This is a genomic window from Pseudomonas sp. A6, assembly GCF_052367875.1.
Classification (GTDB): domain Bacteria; phylum Pseudomonadota; class Gammaproteobacteria; order Pseudomonadales; family Pseudomonadaceae; genus Pseudomonas; species Pseudomonas citronellolis.
This window is the reverse complement of record NZ_CP198970.1, coordinates 4698553-4716220: the sequence shown is the minus strand read 5'-3', so window position 1 is coordinate 4716220 and position 17668 is coordinate 4698553. Positions and strand designations below refer to the sequence as shown.

Below are 17668 nucleotides of genomic sequence, written 5' to 3'. Positions count from 1 at the left end.
CGCCTGCACTATTCGGGAAGGCGGTGATAATGGTTTCGTAATGACGATAGGTGATATAGCCAATTAGCGTTACTCCCGCAGCACAGATGATGAAAGGGGTAGTCCAAACGCAATCTGAAGGCTTAACGGCGTTAGTCACCTTCGCACCTCGTAAATTTTTTCTCCTATCCAACCACCAAAACGTTCTCCTCCGACACCTCCCAGATAACCTCCTGCTCCAATCGGAGCCAATCCGCAAACACACTATCGAAGCCGGCGCTACGATGAATAGCTGAGCTTGAGTATTAAAACACTTAATACTCCCCAGAGAACCCCGGTAATCATGAGGCCAGCAGAAATACTCATGATAAGCCTTATGGAGTAGGGGAAGTTACGTATTTCTTCAGGATCGAGGTCTCCGCGTCTAATATGGATGGTTGGCCAGAGAATGATGCCGCTAACCATGGATGTTTGAATGAGGCGCGCTGGAATACTATGGCCCATCCATGTTGCCATGTGGTTTCGAATAATTGGACTGTTGGGGAAGGCTCTAGTGATTGTTTCACGGTGGCGGAATGTAACGTAGATATGAGCCGCCATGCCTAGAATTCCAATAGCATAAGGAGCCGTCATGAAGAAAAAGGCCCATTCTGAACTCCAGAATTTACTCATCTCCTGCTTTGCTCATATATATGCTCCCCAATCCATTCACCCCCTGTCTCACCACTCTTTCCTCCTATATAGCTTCCTATTCCGATCAGTACTAGGCTGCATGCCACTGCACCGGCTCCCCCCGAAGGAACTCCAAGTGCTGCACAAATATATGGCGTGACCATACCTGTCGCTCCTGCGCTGAGTCCGCCAAGCGCGAGGGCTCCAGTAAAGCTCGCTGTCTCGGTAAATCGCACTCTCTCGCAAGCCTCGGTTTCTCCAGCCCGACACACCTCCTGGACCTTCAACGCAGACGCAGTAGCCCCAAAGCCAATGCCGATATAGCCGCCGTACTTCAGATATCGCGCCGCCTTGGCCACCTCCTCGATATGCGTGGCATAGCCGGGAATCTGCCCCGGCGCGCCAGAGCGGCTCCAGTGGTAGACCAGGCTGCGGGTGGAAATGCCCAGGTCGCGGCGCAGCAGGGGGTGGTGGCCGAGGTTGAGTTGCTTGTTCATGAAGGTGGCCTTGAGCTGGGAGTCCAGGTGGGTGAGCAGCTGGCGGCGGCTGACGAAGAAGTTATGGCTGCGCAGGTGGCCGTGGGTGGCGAATTCGGTCTGGTGCAGGTATTCGATGTCGCGCAGGGTTTCGCCGATCTGGCGCAGGCCCTTGTCCAGTACGTCCTTGGTCAGCCCCAGCGAGGTGCCGGCGCCGCCGAGGATGTTGGCGATCTCGGCCTGGTGCCTGACCATGAAATCCGCTTCCTCCTCGCTCAGCGGTTCCAGGGCCGTGCGTACCTGGGCGGCGGCGGCCATCAGCTCGGCTTCTTCGCGCAGGCAGGCGGTGGGGTTGAGCAGGTCGCCGATCACGAAGATTTCCCCGGCCTTGAAACCCTGGGCATGGGTGGGGTTGAGCGCCTTGAGGCGGCTGATGAGGTAGGAATGGGCCTTTTCGGGGAAGAGGTGCGCCAGCAACTGCTCGAAACTCATGCTGCGCTGCATGATATGGAAGCCGGGCTCCAGCTTGGCCGGGCGCTTGAACAGGCCGGGTGATGGCCGATCAACCTCGGGTACGCGTTCGGGCTTGGGCTCCCAGGCCACGAAGGAGGCGCCGCCGTTGTCCTGGCGGCGCCTGGGTAGTTCGGTGAAGCGGCTCCAGCCCTTGTCCGGTGCCCAACTGCGGTCGGTATGCCAGTTGCTGGAAGGCTTCCAGTCGGGCTCAGGGGCCCAACTGCGATCGAAGGGGTAGGCGGCTGCTCGGAAATCATCCGCGCTCATGCTTACTGTCCTGCTTGGCCGGGGTGAAGCGGGCCAAGCTAGACAAGCGATCGAGCGTTGAATGTCGGACGGATTCCTAGGGCCGGACTAGGTGGTTGTGAGAATTTTCCGTTCAGGCAGCATATATGGCGTCGGTAGCATTCAGGCTGGTGTGAGCACTAGCCCGCAATGGGCATCGCGCTCTGTATAGGCCTTACCGCAACCGCCGAGCCCATTCCTGCCAACCCGCCCGCGTCTCGGCAGAGCCCCGCACCACCCGCGGCAACTCCGCCATGTTCACCCACAACTGCCCCTGCCAATCCAGCACCCGCACACCCTGCCGCCCCCAACTCAGGCACAACTGCCGCGGCCCGCCATCGCCGCCCTGACAACGCACCTCCGGCACCACCTGCGTACTGATCCAGCGCCGCAACCCACCCAGATCGGCATGGGCGAAATGGAACAACAACGCATAAGCACCGGACTCGCTGACCAGCAGCCGCTCCAGGCTGCCGCCATCGTCCAGGCGCAGCCACTGCGTGCACAACTGGTCATCCTCCAGGCGCCTGGCCAGCCGTTCGCAACTGGCATGGCCGATCAACCGGCGCAGATCGTCCAGCACGAACCAGACCTGGTCGTCGAGCAACAGGGCGCGGAGGGTGCGGTGCTTGTGGAAGAAGTAGAGCGGGGTGGGGAGGGTGGATTCGTCCATGGTTCAAGTCACTTCTTGCATACGAGCGAACCACCAGCGGACGGTATTGGATCAGCAGCCTACTCACCAATACGCCGCGTTCTGGTGGAGGCTCCAATGATTGAGCCACCGATACAGATCGGCGATATGTCTCTGAGTGTTTCGGGCTGCTAATCCCGGCCTCTTAAATATTCTGAGGCCGGATTAGATTAATGATGTTTTAAATTTTAGTCAAGATCTCTCAATGTAGATGAGGCTTTCAGAGGGGATGCATTCCGAAAATACTTCAGAAAGTATTCTTGGTGTTATATCGGCTATCTTGGGGTTCTGTATCTCAATGTGGTTCCAAAGATAAATAATGTTGTCTAGTGTTAGCGGAATTCTGGGAGATATTTTATTTAGGCTTTTGAATATTTTTGGCCTATTTATTCGATACATATCTTTTGCCAAGAGGATGTCATTATCAAAGATATGGCATATTTCAGGCGATATCTCGGGGCTTATACGCATTTTTACAGCTGTATGGAGCATGGCTGCCCATTGCCGGTTTTTGTAATGGCGATGTGCGAGGTCATCGAAAATCTTACGCATGCTCCATTCGGCTGTTTCAAGAGTGGCGACGACTCCATTCAATCCTCTACTAAGATCATCATGGTCCTGCCAGTCCTCCTTTCGCTTGTAGCGTAAGTCATGCTCAACCTCATGCCAACCCTCAGAAAGAATTGTTCTTATTTGTACTTCAAAGGTGGTATCGATAGGTAAGTTCTGAATGCTATTTCTCATGTCGCGCAAATGGGATTCTGGAACTTTAAATATCAAATTATACCTTGTTACTGAGAATACGCTATTTTCTGGTTTGTCAATTGTAGACGAGATTGCGTCGAGTTCGTATTTTGATTTTAAGGTATTTTGAACAATGTCTATATCTTCAGGAAAATAAAGCACGACTCGTAGCCCAACGGAGTCTTGGATTAGCTTTCCTGTTTTCTCGTACTTTCCTGGTGATGAGTTAATTTTTCTGGTTAGGGATGGCAGACTTTTCCCTCTTCCAAAAACCCTGCAAAGTAGGCCGATAGACTCAAGATAATTTTCTAGGTCCTTTCTTATCGCTTCGGAAATGCGATTGAATCCTATGAATCCATTCATTCCCCATCTCCGATAATTTCATCTATTTTGTAAAGCATTTCTAAGTTTAATGTAATTAGGCCGGATTTGCTCTTTTCTAGTAAGATACCGGACTTTATAAGTCTCTCGGCAGCATCGTATAAGGTCTCTGAGGAGAATCCGTCTACTGGCCGGCACAGAGCCTTCAATGGGCGGTAAATTGGTCTGGATGGGCGCTGTGTTAGGGGTTCACCTATTGGCCAGAGCTTTCTGATTACTGCTAGGTCGGCATCTTGGCTGCTGTATTGTATTTCATCTATGAAAGTTTCGTTTTGAGAATGAGAGAGAGCTTGTCTTATGTCAGGGTCGCTTGTTCCACCTAGTACATATATCGGGCCGAGAGGGTTCTCTCCAGCAATATTGCAGTCATAGAATTTACAATTTAAGAATGTGACGTTTGAAAGAGAGTCTCGCTTTATCGTGCATTTTTTAAAGTGGCACTCATTGAATTGAAAATTATAGATTAAGTTCTCTCCAATAATTAGGCCTTCTAGAGTGAGAGATTCAGCGGATTCGTCTGCTAGAGATTCTGGTAACTTGCTAATTAGCTCTGCGGATATTTCTATCTGCGAGCTGGTATCTAAATAGGGGAGTGAGTCTTGCAGGCTGCTGTATAGGGATAGTTTCGAGTAATCGCCTCTTGGAGCATATGACCTTACAGCTGGATCAATAAATCGCATATCATCGTCAAGCCAGTCTGGTGTTTCTAGAATATTTGCTGCTACATAGTGGCCAAGGGCAAATTCGTTGATGAAGCTTATTTTGTCAGGAGACTGTGCATTTCGATCTAATAGTGCGTGGCTGGCAAGTTTGTTTGCTATTTCTTCTCGGCTGGGTTTTTCTGCTGCAGGATATTGAACTCTGGTTTCGTCAATTATTTTTGATTGATTGGTGAGTATTAGGTTTACTATGTAGTCGCGCTTTTCTGCTGTATATTTGAAATCCATCATGTCCTTGGCGACGGACTGTAGTACCTGTCCTTGGAGTTCTGCGCTCATTCGAAGATCTTGACGTTCTCGTTCGCGCTCAAGCATATAGCTGAAATAGCTTTCAACTATGCGCTCTGGGGTGTTTGATGTTTCAATGAAGTCGCTGTCTTCGATGCATCTTAGGTAGGATAGCAATACCGGATTTGCCATTGACTCGATCTTTAGTCCAGTCCCCGCTAGGATTTCGAGTCGCTCCTGTTTTAGCCAGTCGTTGACTCTGGGTTCTTGGATTCTTATTCGGATTACCTTGAATGATTCTGCATGCCTTTCTAACCATTGATGGAATTCGTCTCCATCAAAAAGCACAGTTCTACGAGTGGTTATTATAACTTTTGCATTGCCTGTCAGATATTCGCTGACAGTTTCAAGCATGGGTTCTGAGTTTTCAAAGGCGCCTGTTTGTTCATTTTTTCTAAGAAGTTCATCAAAGCCATCTAAAATGGCTGCAATTCTCCCATTTTTTATCTCTGTATTGACAAGAGATGAGCTTAGTAGAGGAAAAGTTCTATCTATTTCGTCGAGGAGGATGTGTTTGAAGATTCGAGCTTGGCGGTTCCTGGACAGTTCTGCATAGAGGGGCAAGTATCTCTGATGCTGTGCAAGCAGTTTGACGATCTCCAATGCAGTGCAGGTCTTGCCAAAGCCAGCGGCCGCTTCGATTAAGAATAGTATTGGTCCGGGCTCTGACATCCTAGACGTTACTTCTTCAGGTACGTTCTTCGTCCCAGCCTTTCCATTTATCTGGTAGGGGGCATGGATATAAGTGTATTCGGCCTTTGGGCCGTAAGGTTGGATTATATCGTCCGCGAATCTTCTATAGTCATCTAGCAGGCGTTCACGAGTTATCTCAGCTGAAAAAAAACCTTGGAATAAGGTTTCTTCAGCTTCTTCTGGGGCAACTGGCTCCCTTACGGTACATGCAAATCCTGCTCTAGAGAACTCTGAAAAGACTGCTGTGGTGTCTGCATTGTGGCTTAGTTTTAATATCTCGGCGTTGTCAAAGTAGCCAGTTTTCAGTGTGAAAACTAGGAAGTTGTCTCTTGACTGGTCTCTTGCAAGATTGAATCCGTATCTTCTGTAGGTTTGTATAAGCTTTGATTTGCTTGCTGCATCCATGGTGCTTCTCTTACATAGAAATAGGAGGTAATGAGTTAGGTTGGATCGTTATGCTTTATCCACCCTAAGAGTCATGTTTTGACTATTCGCCGCCCACGCCATTGCGTTCATGCCGATAAACACTCACCGCCTCATAAACCGCTTTGCGCAACCGGTTGATCCCACCAATCGGCCGATGCTCCGGCAGGGCGTGCCAGGGGTTGAAGGAGAGGTTGTCGCACATCAGGTTCTGGTTGCGGCTGTCGAAGTCCTGCGGGGGGATGCTGACCAGGGCGACGGTCTGGAAGGGGGAGTCCTTTTCTTTCCATTCCACGCTGGTGTCTTCGATGGGCATGTATTTGTTGGCGTCCTGTTTTTGCACTTGTAGGGCGAAGCAGGCTGGGACGCGGTCTATCGAGAGCTGCTGGTAGAGCGCGGTGCGCAGGAAGTTCGGCAGTTTTTCGTTGAGCTTGGGCAACTGGTAGTTGGGGCAGGCGCCCGGGGCGGGGACGGTGCGGAACTTGATGTTGTTCTGTTCGCCGAGCTTGTACGGGGCTATGCCGAAGTAGCTGGCCTGCAGCGGGCTGGCCGGGGCTGGGGCGAGGGTTTGCAGGGCGATCAGCAGGTGGCGGATTTCCCAGGTATTGGGCTTCCAGCTGGGGAAGAAGGCGAGGATCTTCTGGCCGTTGGCCTGGGCGTTGAAGTTCTGCCGGTATTCGGCCACGTCGCGGACGAAGAACACCGGGTGGTTGAACATGACGAAGTCCTGCTCGCCGTCGTGGCCCTTGCCGGGCATCAGTTTGGCGCCGGGCACGTCGAGCAGCTTGATGGCCATGCCGCGGGCGTCGTTGGCGCTGTCCTGCTGCGGGTAGGCGTTGCCGTTGGAGAAGCGCACCCAGGCGTTCCACACCTTGCCCGGCTGGGCGAACACGCCCTGGCGCAGGTCGGCGGGCAGGTTGGGGTTGACGGTGACTTCGGCCTTCACGCAGCCGTGGGCCTTGGCGTGGGCGTCGCGCAGCACGCGGGTGTTGTCGCGGTGCTGTTCGACGATGCGGATGGCGTCTTCGATGATGGCCTGGGTCTGCTGGGCTTCGTTCGCGGGAATCTGTTCCTGGGTCGAGACCGGGCCGCTGAACTTGATGCTGTAGTACACCCAGCCGATGCCCAGGCCGACGAGGCCGAGCAGGGCCAGGCAGAGGATGGGCAGCGCCACCCATTTGCCGAGGAGGTTCCAGATCCGGGTGAGCAGTGCGCGCATGGGGGCGGTCCTTTGCGGGGGCTTTCTTGGTTTTCTTCTGTGGGCTTCGTGTGTGCGGGGAGTTTTGCCCTCTCCCCAACCCTCTCCCTGAAGGGAGAGGGGGCTGTCCGGCGCGAGGCGGGGCTACTCCGTTAGCTGGTCAGCTCCGCTCGGGCATCACTCGCATTTCGGGCCTGGGGTCCAGGGTGGGGTGGGTTCGTCGGTCAGGCGGCTTTCGTAGGCCGGGTTGCCCAGCACCTTCAGGTATTCCACCAGCGCCCAGCGTTCGTCCGGGCTCAGGGCGCGGCCGATGGCGCCGTCCTTGCGGCAGCCGTCGCGGAATTCGTGGCCGCGGTTGCTGTTGCCGGTGACGCCGGTCTTGTACAGGAAGCCGCCGGGGAAGCGTTCGGTGCGGTAGCCGACGAATTTCGGGTCGAAGTCGAAGGTGCCGACGTAGAACTGGGTGTCGCGCTCGGCCACCGGCGAGAGCAGCTGGAACAGGTTGGGCACCGAACCGTTGTGTAGGAACGGCGGGGTGGCCCAGATGCCGTCCAGCGGGCGGGCCTTGTAGGCGGCCAGTTCGCGCACGCCGATCTCCAGGCCGTAGCCGTTCATGCGCTTCTGCTCCTCGGGGCCGATGTTGGCGTCCTTGTAGGCGCGCTGTTCGACGTAGGCGGTGATGTAGGCCAGGCCCTTGGCGGCGGAGAGCTTGGACAGGTCCAGCGGTTGGCTGGGCGGTGGCATCAGCACCACGTTGAGCTTGTTCAGCTCGTCGAGCTGCCATTTCAGCGGGGTGAGGTCGTAGGTGTGGTTGGCGATGTTGTCCGCGGTGGTCGGGTCGGTACCGATCACCGTGGTGGGGATCATGCTCATCTTCCATTCCGGGTCGCGCGCGGGGGCCAGGCGCTGGTCCGGTTCCACCACGTGGGGGCCGTGGCAGCGCTGGCAGTTCTCGCGGAACAGCGCACGGCCCTGGGAGGCGCGCTTGAGGTCGATGGCGCCGAACACCTGCTCCGGCCAGGCCGGCGGCTTGAGGGTCTTGAGGCCTTCTTCCAGGGAGTGCAGGTCTTGCACCCGCACGCTGGAGGCGTAGCGCGCGTCGCCCAGCACCGGCTGGCCGTCGGCGTCGAGCAGGCCGAGGGTGGCGCCCACGCCCAGGGCTTCGCCTATGTTGCGGGCCATGGGCTGCATGGCCGAGCCGTTCCACTGCACCCAGTCGAATTTCCAGATGTCCCACAGCTGCGGGTAGTTCACCGGGGCGTTGGCCACGCGGTAGTTGTCGGCGCTGATGTGGTCGCCGAACACGCCGTTGGCGATACGCCCGAAGGCGTCGGCGCGGCCGGGGCCTTCCTCGGTGGGGTAGAGGCGCCGGCGGGTGTCGTTCCAGGCGGTGCCCAGCAGGGTGCCGAGCACGTCCTTGAAGCCGGCGCGCAGTTCGGCCTTGGCATCCTTGTCGGGGTTCTTGCCCAGCACGTCCTCGGCGAAGCGGTCGAACTTCCAGGGGTTGATGTAGGTGAACAGCATGCTCATGCCCAGCGCCTGGCCGAAGGCGCCGCCGCGCACGGTGGGCACGGTGGAGGCGATGGAGTGCATGGCCGCGCCGCCGTCGATGCGCACGGCCTGGCCGTTGTAGCGCAGCTCGCCGGTGTGGCAGGCGGAGCAGGTGATGTCGAGGTATTGCGGGCTGTTCTCGCCGTTGCGATGGCGGGCGAAGCCCACCGGCAGGTTGCCGGGGTTGTTCGGGTCGAGCTTGCGCTCCTTCGCCGGCTTGAGCTGCTCGGGGTCGATGAGGAAGCCGTAGCGGGCGAGGTTGGCCGGGTCGGCGAATTTCTCGCTGGAGAAGGGCTGGCGCAGGTGGATGAACCAGTCGTAGAGCAGGCCCTTCACCTGGGTGCCCTGGGGCGTGTAGTAGTAGTGCTCGCGGGCCTGCGGGTCCCATTGCGGGAGGAGGTTGAGCTTGTCGGGCGCGGTGTACTGCGGCACGTTGGGGTGGGCGACGTACCACAGCAGCACGCCCCCCACGAGCAGGAGCAATAGGACGATAGCGAGTATGATCCGTCCGATTATGCGCATCGCAACTTCCTTGTTTCTTGAGGCCCGGGGCCATCGTTATGCCAATACCGGCACCGGTTGGCAAGGTGATGCCGCACACAAGCCAGGGTTTTTGCCTGCCACCATGCCACCCCGCAGCAGGCACAGGCCAGGTCCGTTCGCGGTTTATCCGCTGTTTTGCAAGGGACATCACTGTCGGTGATGTCGAAAGGTGTGTCTTGAGTTCCGACCATTCCCTCGACGACGAATCGGTGGCCACGCGGGTGCTGCGGCACTTCCGCGTGGCCCTGGACGAGCGCGGCTACAGCGCCGACGGCTCGCAGCTGGCCGCCATCGAGCACCTGGCCGACTGGCTGGACGGCTTCCTCGGTGGCCGCCGCTCCTGGCTGCGCAAGCCGCCCGCGGGCGTGTACCTGTGGGGCAGCGTGGGGCGCGGCAAGAGCTTCGTGATGGACTGCTTCTATGCCGCGGCACCGCTGCAGGCCAAGCGCCGCGTGCATTTCCACGCCTTCCTGCAGGAGCTGCAGCAACGCATGATGGCCTTCGCCGGCCAGGCTGACCCGCTGGCGCGGGCGGCCCGCGACATCGCCGCGCAGACGCGGCTGCTGTGCTTCGACGAGTTCCACGTGCACGACATCGGCGACGCCATGCTGCTCGGGCGCATGCTCAAGGTGTTGGTGGAGGAGGGCGTGGGCATGGTCTGCACCTCCAACTACGAGCCCGACGGCCTGTGCCCCAACCCGCTGTACCGCGAGCGCTTCCGCCCAGCCATCGAGCTGCTCGAGAAGCGCTTCGACGTGGTGCCGCTGGACGGCGGCGAGGACTACCGCCTGCGCGCCACGCCCCTGGAGAACTGGGGCAGCTACCTGTGGCCGGCGCGCGCCGACGATCTGGCGCTGATCGGCAAGCGCCTGGGCCTGGACGAGCAGGCGCAGTTCGACCAGGTGCTGGACGTCAACCACCACCCGCTGCGCATCCACGCCCTGGAGGAGGGCCGCGCCTGGCTCGACTTCAGCGAGCTGTTCGAACGCCCGCGCTCGGCGGCCGACTACCTGTGGCTGATCGAGCACTTCCCGCGCATGGCGGTCAGCGGCCTGGGCCCGCTGGGCGACTACCCGCCAGACGTGAGCATGCGCTTTCTCAACTTCATCGACATCGCCTACGACCGCCAGCTGCGCCTGCAGCTGTTCGCCAGCGTGTCGCTGGAGCGCCTGGCCGAAGGTGGGACCGCCATCGACTTCGGGCGGACCTTGAGCCGGTTGCGGCAGTTGAAGTTGGAGCCGTTGTAGGGGAATCGGGCCCAGCTCCGGAGGGGCGGGTGTGCCTGGTGTATCGGCGTACAACCGCGAACGGTTGTACGCCCTACGCACAGGTCGGCCATGGCGTAGGGCGGATAACCGTTCGCGGTTATCCGCCGCCTGACCGTGACCTACCCTGAAGATTTCGTTCAGTCGTAGTAGGTGACTGTCTCTTTCAGGGCATCTGCGAAGCTATATATCTCATCAAGGGAAGAGATCGGGTGCCTGGTCTCGTTTTTTTCTTTGTCGAAAATACCTATGTATTTCTGGCTTCTATTGAAGTGCAATCTGCAGATAGGCTTTCTGTTGTTGTCATCAAGTAGAACACCAAAGTAACTCTGGGTGTCTCGATGGATTATTCGCTTCGCATCGACACTAGTTCTAACGATTGCTTTTACAATATGAAACCCTTCCAACTCTTCGAGAGTTGTCGTCACACGATTCTCTTCAGCTTCTTTGGATGTGTTCGACGAGGTCTCTTGGATGGAAGTATCTATGGAGGAAGGTTGTATTGCGCCACTCATTGCTGATTTTAGGCGGTCATTCACCTGATCATTCAGGAACTGTGCGGTGGCTTTTCTGGTAAGTTCGCTGAACTGCTCTCTGACCTTCTGCGTTATTATTCCATCGTATATACGGCTAGCGAAGAAGCGTACGAAGTCGTCGTCAGGTCGATTGAATTGCGATGCGATTTCTTTTTTTATCTGATTCAGATATTTCAGTTCGCCTGCCGCGCTAATGATGGAGTCAACATCGAAGGCAGATTTCGTCAGTTTTTGAAGCTCAGGGATACTGTATTCATCGATATCCAGAAGGTCTAATTCAAGGAACGGTTTTTCGTCCATTTTGTTAGGCGCTTCCAAGTCGGTAAAGAATTTATAGACTTGGCCGTTGGTTAGAATTGAGATTCTGGCATTGGTAACATGGAAATATCGGAATAGCTGTCCGGCATGATTGATGTTTAGCGGCTCCCCAATCTTTTTGGACTCAATCAGAATCTGGATTTCACCATCCTTGAGAATCGCATAGTCAATTTTTTCGCCTTTCTTTGTTCCTATGTCACAGACATATTCGGGGATAACCTCCGTGGGGTCGAATACGTCATAACCTAGAACAGAATGGATAAAGGGCATCACAAAGGCTGTTTTTGTTGCTTCTTCCGTTTGGATGGAAGAGGCCTGTTGCCTTACCTTTGCTGCCAATGCGCTAAGTTTCTCGAAGAATTCCATGCCACTCTCCTTGATGAGCTGGAAGTCTGGAATTTCTACATAGGTAGAATGCTCTGGCAATTTCTTGCGTACAGGGCTGCCGTTGATTAAAGGCAATAGGCCATGATTTTGGCAAGCAGGCACGGTCGAGTTTTCTCCGATGACGAGCCGGGGTCGCCAAGCATTCGTACCTTTGGAAGAGGGGACTTTGGGCGATTATCGATCACCGGTATTTGCGATTATCGCCCGACGCTTCGATAATCGGCCGAATCCGCCGCCAACAGGACCTCGCCATGACCGACGAACATTCCGCCAGCCAGGCCACCCTGGCCCCGCCCATCGTCGCTTCGCCGGCCAAGCGCATCGAGGCCTTCACCGGCGACCCCAACTTCATGACCTCGCTGGCCCGTGGCCTGGCGGTGATCCATGCGTTCCAGGAGCGCAAGCGCCACCTGACCATCGCCCAGGTCAGCCACCGCACCGAGATTCCCCGCGCCGCCGTGCGCCGTTGCCTGCACACGCTGATGAAGCTGGGCTACGTGACCACCGACGGGCGCACCTATTCGTTGCTGCCCAAGGTGCTGACCCTCGGCCATGCCTACCTGTCCTCGACGCCGCTGGCGGTCACCGCGCAGCCGCTGCTGGACCGCGTCAGCGAGCAGCTGCGCGAGGCCTGCTCCATGGCCACCCTGGAGGGCGACGAGATTCTCTACATCGCCCGCTCGGCCACGCCGCAGCGGCTGATCTCGGTGGACCTCAGCGTGGGCAGCCGTCTGCCGGCCTACTGCACGTCCATGGGCCGCATCCTCCTGGCCGGGCTCGACGACCAGGCCCTGGAGGACTATCTGGCCCACGCCGACCTGCAGGTGAAGACCAGCCGCACTGTGTGCACCCCGGAGGGCCTGCGCGCGAGCATCGCCGAGATCCGCCGGCAGGGCTGGGTGATCATCGACCAGGAACTGGAGATGGGCCTGCGCTCGGTGGCGGTGCCGCTGAAGGATTCCGCCGGCCAGGTGCTGGCGGCGCTGAACGTCGGCACCCACGTCGGCCGGGTGTCGCGCCAGGAGCTGGAGACGCGCTTCCTGCCGGTGCTGCTGGAGGCCAGCCGGGAGCTGAGCACGCGGCTGTTCCACTGAGCACCAGGGTTGTGGTCGATAACCGCCCGCAATGGCGATTATCGAATTGAAGCTCTGACAGGCAATTCGTACTGTGGGCCGTCCGCCCGCAAGGGCATCGAATAACAACAATGAGTGACGGCCGCCGGTCCATGCCCCGGTGGCGCTCTCATTCCTGTCCGCCTGCAGGAATCGCCGCATGACCCGTTCCGCCACCCTGCCGTCCACCGGCACCCTGGACGTCCAGTCCTTCATCAATGCCCAGCCGCTGTCGGCGTACCAGTACCGCATCGTCCTGCTGTGCTTCCTCATCGTCTTCCTCGACGGCCTCGACACCGCTGCCATGGGCTTCATCGCCCCGGCGCTGACCCAGGACTGGGGCATCGACCGCGCCAGCCTCGGCCCGGTGATGAGCGCCGCGCTGATCGGCATGGTCTTCGGCGCCCTGGGCTCCGGCCCGCTGGCCGACCGCTTCGGGCGCAAGGTCGTGCTGGTGGCGGCGGTGTTCCTGTTCGGCCTGTTCAGCGTGCTCTGCGCCTTCAGCGCCAACCTTGACCAACTGCTGGTGCTGCGCCTGCTCACCGGCGTCGGCCTGGGCGCGGCCATGCCCAACGCCACCACGCTGCTCGCCGAGTACACCCCCGAGCGCCTCAAGTCGCTGCTGGTCACCAGCATGTTCTGCGGCTTCAACCTGGGCATGGCCGGCGGCGGCTTCATCTCCGCCAAGCTGATCCCGGCCTTCGGCTGGCACAGCCTGCTGCTGCTCGGCGGCGTGCTGCCGCTGGCGCTGGCCCTGGTGTTGCTGCTGTGGCTGCCGGAGTCGGCGCGTTTCCTGGTGGTGCGCAACCGCGGCGATGCACGCGTGCGCAAGGCACTGGCACCGATAGCCCCGGCCGAGGTGGCCATGGCCGGCGGCTTCAGCGTGCCGGAGCAGGGCAGCGCGCCCAGCGGCAACGTGCTCAAGGTGGTGTTCGCCGGCCGCTACAGCGCCGGCACCCTGTTGCTGTGGCTGACCTACTTCATGGGCCTGGTGATCGTCTACCTGCTCACCAGCTGGCTGCCCACCCTGATGCGCGACAGCGGCGCCAGCCTGGAGCAGGCGGCCTTCATCGGCGCGCTGTTCCAGCTTGGCGGGGTGCTCAGCTCGGTGGCGGTGGGCTGGGCCATGGACCGTTTCAACCCGCACAAGGTGATTGGCATCTTCTACTGCCTGGCCGGTGTCTTCGCCTACTGCGTGGGGCAGAGCCTGGGCACCCTAGGCCTGCTGGCGGGCCTGGTGCTGGCTGCGGGCATGTGTGTGAACGGTGCGCAGTCGGCCATGCCTTCGCTGGCGGCGCGCTTCTATCCGACCCAGGGGCGTGCCACCGGGGTGTCTTGGATGCTTGGCATTGGACGCTTCGGTGCCATCCTCGGGGCCTGGATCGGGGCTACCCTGCTGGGGTTGGGGTGGAACTTCGAGCAGGTGCTCACTGCCCTGGTGGTGCCGGCGGCGATTGCCAGTGTGGCGGTGGTGATCAAGGGGGTGGTTAGTCACGCTGATGCGACTTGAGGCCGGGGGGACTGTAGGAGCGAGCTTGCTCGCGAATGGCATTTCCCGGCTGCATTGGTGTTTCGGGGGGAACTCCGCTCCCTCTCCCCAACCCTCGGCTGCGCGCCCCGCCCTGAAGGGAGAGGGGGCTGTCCTGAGCGACGCGTCGGTCAGGCGCCATCCTCCCACCCCTAACCTCACCTCGTCATTCCCGCGAACGCGGGAACCCAGCTGCCTTCTTGCTCGGTGTACCGCGCCGCTCCGAGTGTTCGGATGTCTCTCGTTTCGCCCCCTCGGGCGAGTCCCTTTTGTCAAACGCCACAAAAGGACCCAAAAAGGCTTGCCCCAACATACGGGCCCGACAGAGTCGGGCTACCCTCACGAATTCCCCCGCCACGGAGGCCCGCCCCGAGGGTACGTCCCTGTAGCCCACGGGGCTCTCGCGACATCCATGTCGCATGACCTCCTGAGCGGGGGTTTCGTTCGGCCTTCTGAAGGGCGTTTCGGAGTGCGCGGAGGTTTCTCTGGAAGTCCAAAAGCAAGAGCGAACGCGCTTTTGCTTTTGCTCTTCGTAGGAGCGAGCTTGCTCGCGAACCCCGCAGTCACTGGATTATTCCCCTTCGGGCCAGCGCAAGCGCTGTTCGCGATGGAGCCGCGTCCCGCGTTCGCGGGAATGACGAGGGGGAGATGGGAGTATCAGGATGACTCTGAGTTTTCCCCTCACTCAGGACAGCCCCCTCTCCCGCTTGCGGGAGAGGGCTGGGGTGAGGGTGCTCTTGAACCCAACACCTACGTCACCGGTAACCATTGTTCGCGAGCAAGCTCGCTCCTACGAAGAGCCATCCTCTTCCGCCCCCAAAGATGACACCAGACGAGCGGTCTCCCCCCACCTGCGAGCGGTAGCGAATGTATCGCCGATGAAAAATTAAGGACACATGCCGCCGCTAACGCCGGCACGACAATAGGCCCATCGCATCCCGGCCTTCGGCCGGGGTTTCACGCAACTGTCGTTCGAGCGGTTCGGGCCATGAGCTTTTTCATTCACCCGCGCAGACCTGCGCCCAGGGAGGGGGCCGGTGGTCAGCGCGCTTTCACCCTGATCGAGTTGATGGTGGTCGTCGCCCTGGTGGCGATCTTCGCCAGCATCGCCGTGCCGGCCTTCGGTTCGCTGATCGAGTCCAGCCGGGTGAAGTCTTCCGCCTCGGCGCTCTATCGCCTGCTCCAGGCCGCCCGCGCCGATGCCGTGAGCACGCGCACCGCCACCAGCCTGTGCCAGAACGGCAGCGCCTACGAGTGGCTGCTGGTGCGCGCCGGCAGTTGCGCCTCGCTCGATTCCAGCCTGGTGTCGCAGCGCCTCAGTCTGCCCACCAGCATCGGCGTCAGCAGCAGCGTCAGCGCACTGACCTTCCATGCCGACGGCAGCGCCGCGGTGGCCAGCCTGAGCCTCAGCGGCAGCAAGAGCGGCAGCAGCTACAGCATCAAGGTCGCCGCTTCGGGTTACATGAGCTTTGGCTCGGGGAGCAGCCAATGACGCGCCGTGGCCTGGCCGGCTTCAGCCTGATCGAAGTGCTGGTGGCGCTGCTGGTGATCTGCGTCGGCGTGCTGGGCATGCTCGCCATGCAGGGCAGGGCGATCGCCTATTCCCAGGACATGGCGGTGCGAGGCACGGCGGCAGCCCTGGCCGACGAGCTGATGGAGACCATCCGCACCGACCTCTATTCCGCCCAGGACGCCGGCACGCCGCTGACGCCGCCGGCCAGCTCCGACTACTACAAGGCCACCGGCAGCGCCTTCCCGGCGGCGCCGAGCAGTTGCGCCTCGCTGGCTGCGCTGAGCGCTGCGCAGCGCCTGGGTTGCTGGGCGCAGCGGGTGCAGCAGGCGCTGCCCGATGCCGCCAGCCTGATGAGCAGCGACTTCCACATCTGCCGCAGCAACGGCGCCAGCACCTGCAGCGGCACTGGCTCGGCCATCGAGATCCAGCTCGCTTGGCGGGTGAAGTCCGGCGAGTGCCTGGAGGCCAGCCCCGGCAGCGACCCGACCATCTGCCACTACGTGCTGCGCGAGGAACCCTGAATGCCCGCCCATTCCCGCCGCCAGGCTGGCCTCTCGCTGGTCGAGCTGATGGTGGCCATGACCCTCGGCCTGTTCCTGATACTGGGCGTCACCCAGATGTACCTCGATGGCAGCACCCGCACCCGCTACTTCGCCGGCCAGTCCGAGAACCTCGACAACGCCCGCTACCTGCAGCAGGTGCTGGACGCGCGCCTGTCCCGGGCCGGCTACCGGCGCCAGCCGTCGGCGCGCATGAGCACCGCCTTTCCGGCGCAGAGCACGAACGGCTGCAGCTTCGCCGCCGGCCAGGCGCTGGTGCGGGTGGACGCCAACACCCTGTGCCTGCGCTACCAGCCGCGCGACGCCGCCGACACCGATTGCACCGGCGCCTCCCTGGCGAGCGTGCCGGGGCTGACCACGCCCTACGCGACCTTCAGCCCGGGCAACGACGTGGTGGAGAAGATCGGCCTGGCCAGCGGCCAGCTCAGCTGCAACGGCAGCGTGCTGGCCGACAACGTGGCGGCGGTGCACTTCGACTACGGCGTGGACACCGGCACCGACGAGAACGCCCGCCAGGTCGCCAAGTATGTCGCCAGCCCGGGCAGCGCGCAGACCGTGCGCAGCCTGCGCTACACGCTGCTGCTGGCCAGCAGCGGGAGCAACCTGACCGGCGGCATGAGCACCACCACCTGCGCCAACTGGACGACCCTGAGCGGCGGCAGCGCCTGCACCGACGGCGACGGCACCCTGCGGCGCATCGTCAGCGGCAGCAGCATGTTGAGGAACCTGATGCCATGACTATTTCTGTGCATGGGCGGCAACACGGCGCCGTGCTGTTCGTCGCCCTGGTGATGCTGCTGGTGCTGACCCTGCTGGCGGTCGGCGGCATGCGCGAGATGCAGCTGGAAGGGCGGATGACCGGCAACCGCCTGGAACTGCAACGGCTGACCAGCGCCGCCGAGTCGGCCCTGCGCGAAGGCGAGGGCAGGGTGAGCGAGAGCAGCCGCGCGCTGGAGGCCTGCTCGTCGTCCAGCCCCTGCTACACCGGCCTGGCCAGCAGCTATGCCGCGGACTTCTCCGGCGCCACGGCCTACACCGGGCTGGACGGCGCCACCAGCCTGCCGCGCAACGCGCGCTGGTACCTGCGCTACATCGGCAACAGCTGCAAGGGCGGCTCCGGCGGCAGCGCCAACGCCTACCTGTCCAAGGGCCAGTCCGGTTGCACCTACTACTACGAAGTCAACGCCCAGGCCTACAAGGACAGCGCCAGCGCCACCGGCTGCGCCGCCAATACCCTGTGCCTGCGCTCCAGCACCGCGCTGGTGATCCCATGAGGCCCGCAAGGAGGCTCCC

At 60.0% G+C, this 17668-nt stretch carries 15 protein-coding genes; 7 read left to right on the top strand and 8 right to left on the bottom strand.

Translation table 11 applies throughout. From position 1 onward, the window contains the following. Positions 1-258: 258 nt before the first annotated feature. The 7 genes from ACTWJ5_RS20545 to ACTWJ5_RS20515 all read right to left on the bottom strand — a co-directional run bounded on the left by ACTWJ5_RS20545 (position 259) and on the right by ACTWJ5_RS20515 (position 9135). A complete protein-coding gene (locus tag ACTWJ5_RS20545; protein ID WP_197887550.1) occupies positions 259-651 on the bottom strand; it encodes a hypothetical protein in 393 nt (130 codons plus the stop codon). Beyond that, a complete protein-coding gene (locus ACTWJ5_RS20540; protein WP_444436430.1) occupies positions 648-1907 on the bottom strand; it encodes a hypothetical protein in 1260 nt (419 codons plus the stop codon). Before ACTWJ5_RS20540 ends, ACTWJ5_RS20545 begins: the two co-directional genes overlap by 4 nt. Positions 1908-2100: 193 nt before the next feature. Next, a complete protein-coding gene (locus ACTWJ5_RS20535; RefSeq protein WP_444436429.1) occupies positions 2101-2598 on the bottom strand; it encodes a BRO-N domain-containing protein in 498 nt (165 codons plus the stop codon). A 210-nt stretch (positions 2599-2808) separates the two neighbouring features. Further along, positions 2809-3723, bottom strand: coding sequence for a hypothetical protein (locus ACTWJ5_RS20530; protein WP_444436428.1), 915 nt, complete (start codon positions 3721-3723; stop codon positions 2809-2811). Then, the gene (locus ACTWJ5_RS20525; RefSeq protein ID WP_444436427.1) at positions 3720-5846 is read right to left on the bottom strand and encodes an NACHT domain-containing protein; all 2127 of its coding nucleotides are present in this window, start codon (positions 5844-5846) and stop codon (positions 3720-3722) included. The genes ACTWJ5_RS20530 and ACTWJ5_RS20525 overlap by 4 nt, the downstream gene beginning before the upstream one ends. Positions 5847-5928: 82 nt before the next feature. Next, on the bottom strand, positions 5929-7083 hold the full coding sequence (locus ACTWJ5_RS20520) for a catalase family protein (RefSeq protein ID WP_444436426.1): 1155 nt from the start codon (positions 7081-7083) through the stop codon (positions 5929-5931). 156 nt (positions 7084-7239) lie between these two features. Continuing rightward, positions 7240-9135, bottom strand: coding sequence for a di-heme-cytochrome C peroxidase (locus ACTWJ5_RS20515; RefSeq protein WP_444436425.1), 1896 nt, complete (start codon positions 9133-9135; stop codon positions 7240-7242). Positions 9136-9332: 197 nt separating this feature from the next. Between ACTWJ5_RS20515 and zapE the strand changes: the two genes are divergently transcribed. Continuing rightward, positions 9333-10403 carry a cell division protein ZapE gene (gene zapE / locus ACTWJ5_RS20510; protein WP_064583601.1) on the top strand — a complete coding sequence of 357 codons (1071 nt, stop codon included), beginning with the start codon at positions 9333-9335 and terminating at the stop codon, positions 10401-10403. 158 nt (positions 10404-10561) lie between these two features. Here the strand turns inward: zapE and ACTWJ5_RS20505 are convergent, their stop codons facing one another. Beyond that, positions 10562-11641 (bottom strand): type I restriction endonuclease, encoded by a 1080-nt coding sequence (locus tag ACTWJ5_RS20505; protein WP_444436424.1) that lies wholly within the window; start codon positions 11639-11641, stop codon positions 10562-10564. A gap of 272 nt (positions 11642-11913) precedes the next feature. Here ACTWJ5_RS20505 and ACTWJ5_RS20500 point away from each other — a divergent pair, with 272 nt between their 5' ends. The 6 genes from ACTWJ5_RS20500 (at position 11914) to ACTWJ5_RS20475 (ending at position 17649) form a co-directional block, all read left to right on the top strand. Next, the gene (locus tag ACTWJ5_RS20500; protein WP_043266799.1) at positions 11914-12756 is read left to right on the top strand and encodes an IclR family transcriptional regulator domain-containing protein; all 843 of its coding nucleotides are present in this window, start codon (positions 11914-11916) and stop codon (positions 12754-12756) included. A gap of 178 nt (positions 12757-12934) precedes the next feature. Then, positions 12935-14284 carry an MFS transporter gene (locus ACTWJ5_RS20495; RefSeq protein ID WP_256511857.1) on the top strand — a complete coding sequence of 450 codons (1350 nt, stop codon included), beginning with the start codon at positions 12935-12937 and terminating at the stop codon, positions 14282-14284. A 1006-nt stretch (positions 14285-15290) separates the two neighbouring features. After that, positions 15291-15794 (top strand): GspH/FimT family pseudopilin, encoded by a 504-nt coding sequence (locus ACTWJ5_RS20490; protein WP_444436423.1) that lies wholly within the window; start codon positions 15291-15293, stop codon positions 15792-15794. Continuing rightward, positions 15791-16336: a type IV pilus modification protein PilV gene (gene pilV / locus ACTWJ5_RS20485; protein WP_197887539.1), complete on the top strand. Its 546-nt coding sequence runs from the start codon at positions 15791-15793 to the stop codon at positions 16334-16336. The genes ACTWJ5_RS20490 and pilV overlap by 4 nt, the downstream gene beginning before the upstream one ends. Further along, positions 16337-17113 (top strand): PilW family protein, encoded by a 777-nt coding sequence (locus ACTWJ5_RS20480; protein ID WP_444436422.1) that lies wholly within the window; start codon positions 16337-16339, stop codon positions 17111-17113. Further along, complete coding sequence (locus tag ACTWJ5_RS20475; RefSeq protein ID WP_444436421.1) at positions 17110-17649, top strand: pilus assembly PilX family protein; 540 nt, start codon at positions 17110-17112, stop codon at positions 17647-17649. Before ACTWJ5_RS20480 ends, ACTWJ5_RS20475 begins: the two co-directional genes overlap by 4 nt. Positions 17650-17668: the final 19 nt, after the last annotated feature.

What these genes read in the sequence shown, in the direction of transcription:
- ACTWJ5_RS20545 (WP_197887550.1), bottom strand. Translation starts at nt 651, where the DNA reads ATGAGTAAATTCTGGAGTTCAGAATGGGCCTTTTTCTTCATGACGGCT.
- ACTWJ5_RS20540 (WP_444436430.1), bottom strand. Translation starts at nt 1,907, where the DNA reads ATGAGCGCGGATGATTTCCGAGCAGCCGCCTACCCCTTCGATCGCAGT.
- ACTWJ5_RS20535 (WP_444436429.1), bottom strand. Translation starts at nt 2,598, where the DNA reads ATGGACGAATCCACCCTCCCCACCCCGCTCTACTTCTTCCACAAGCAC.
- ACTWJ5_RS20530 (WP_444436428.1), bottom strand. Translation starts at nt 3,723, where the DNA reads ATGAATGGATTCATAGGATTCAATCGCATTTCCGAAGCGATAAGAAAG.
- ACTWJ5_RS20525 (WP_444436427.1), bottom strand. Translation starts at nt 5,846, where the DNA reads ATGGATGCAGCAAGCAAATCAAAGCTTATACAAACCTACAGAAGATAC.
- ACTWJ5_RS20520 (WP_444436426.1), bottom strand. Translation starts at nt 7,083, where the DNA reads ATGCGCGCACTGCTCACCCGGATCTGGAACCTCCTCGGCAAATGGGTG.
- ACTWJ5_RS20515 (WP_444436425.1), bottom strand. Translation starts at nt 9,135, where the DNA reads ATGCGCATAATCGGACGGATCATACTCGCTATCGTCCTATTGCTCCTG.
- ACTWJ5_RS20505 (WP_444436424.1), bottom strand. Translation starts at nt 11,641, where the DNA reads ATGGAATTCTTCGAGAAACTTAGCGCATTGGCAGCAAAGGTAAGGCAA.
- ACTWJ5_RS20500 (WP_043266799.1), top strand. Translation starts at nt 11,914, where the DNA reads ATGACCGACGAACATTCCGCCAGCCAGGCCACCCTGGCCCCGCCCATC.
- ACTWJ5_RS20495 (WP_256511857.1), top strand. Translation starts at nt 12,935, where the DNA reads ATGACCCGTTCCGCCACCCTGCCGTCCACCGGCACCCTGGACGTCCAG.
- ACTWJ5_RS20490 (WP_444436423.1), top strand. Translation starts at nt 15,291, where the DNA reads ATGAGCTTTTTCATTCACCCGCGCAGACCTGCGCCCAGGGAGGGGGCC.
- pilV (WP_197887539.1), top strand. Translation starts at nt 15,791, where the DNA reads ATGACGCGCCGTGGCCTGGCCGGCTTCAGCCTGATCGAAGTGCTGGTG.
- ACTWJ5_RS20480 (WP_444436422.1), top strand. Translation starts at nt 16,337, where the DNA reads ATGCCCGCCCATTCCCGCCGCCAGGCTGGCCTCTCGCTGGTCGAGCTG.
- ACTWJ5_RS20475 (WP_444436421.1), top strand. Translation starts at nt 17,110, where the DNA reads ATGACTATTTCTGTGCATGGGCGGCAACACGGCGCCGTGCTGTTCGTC.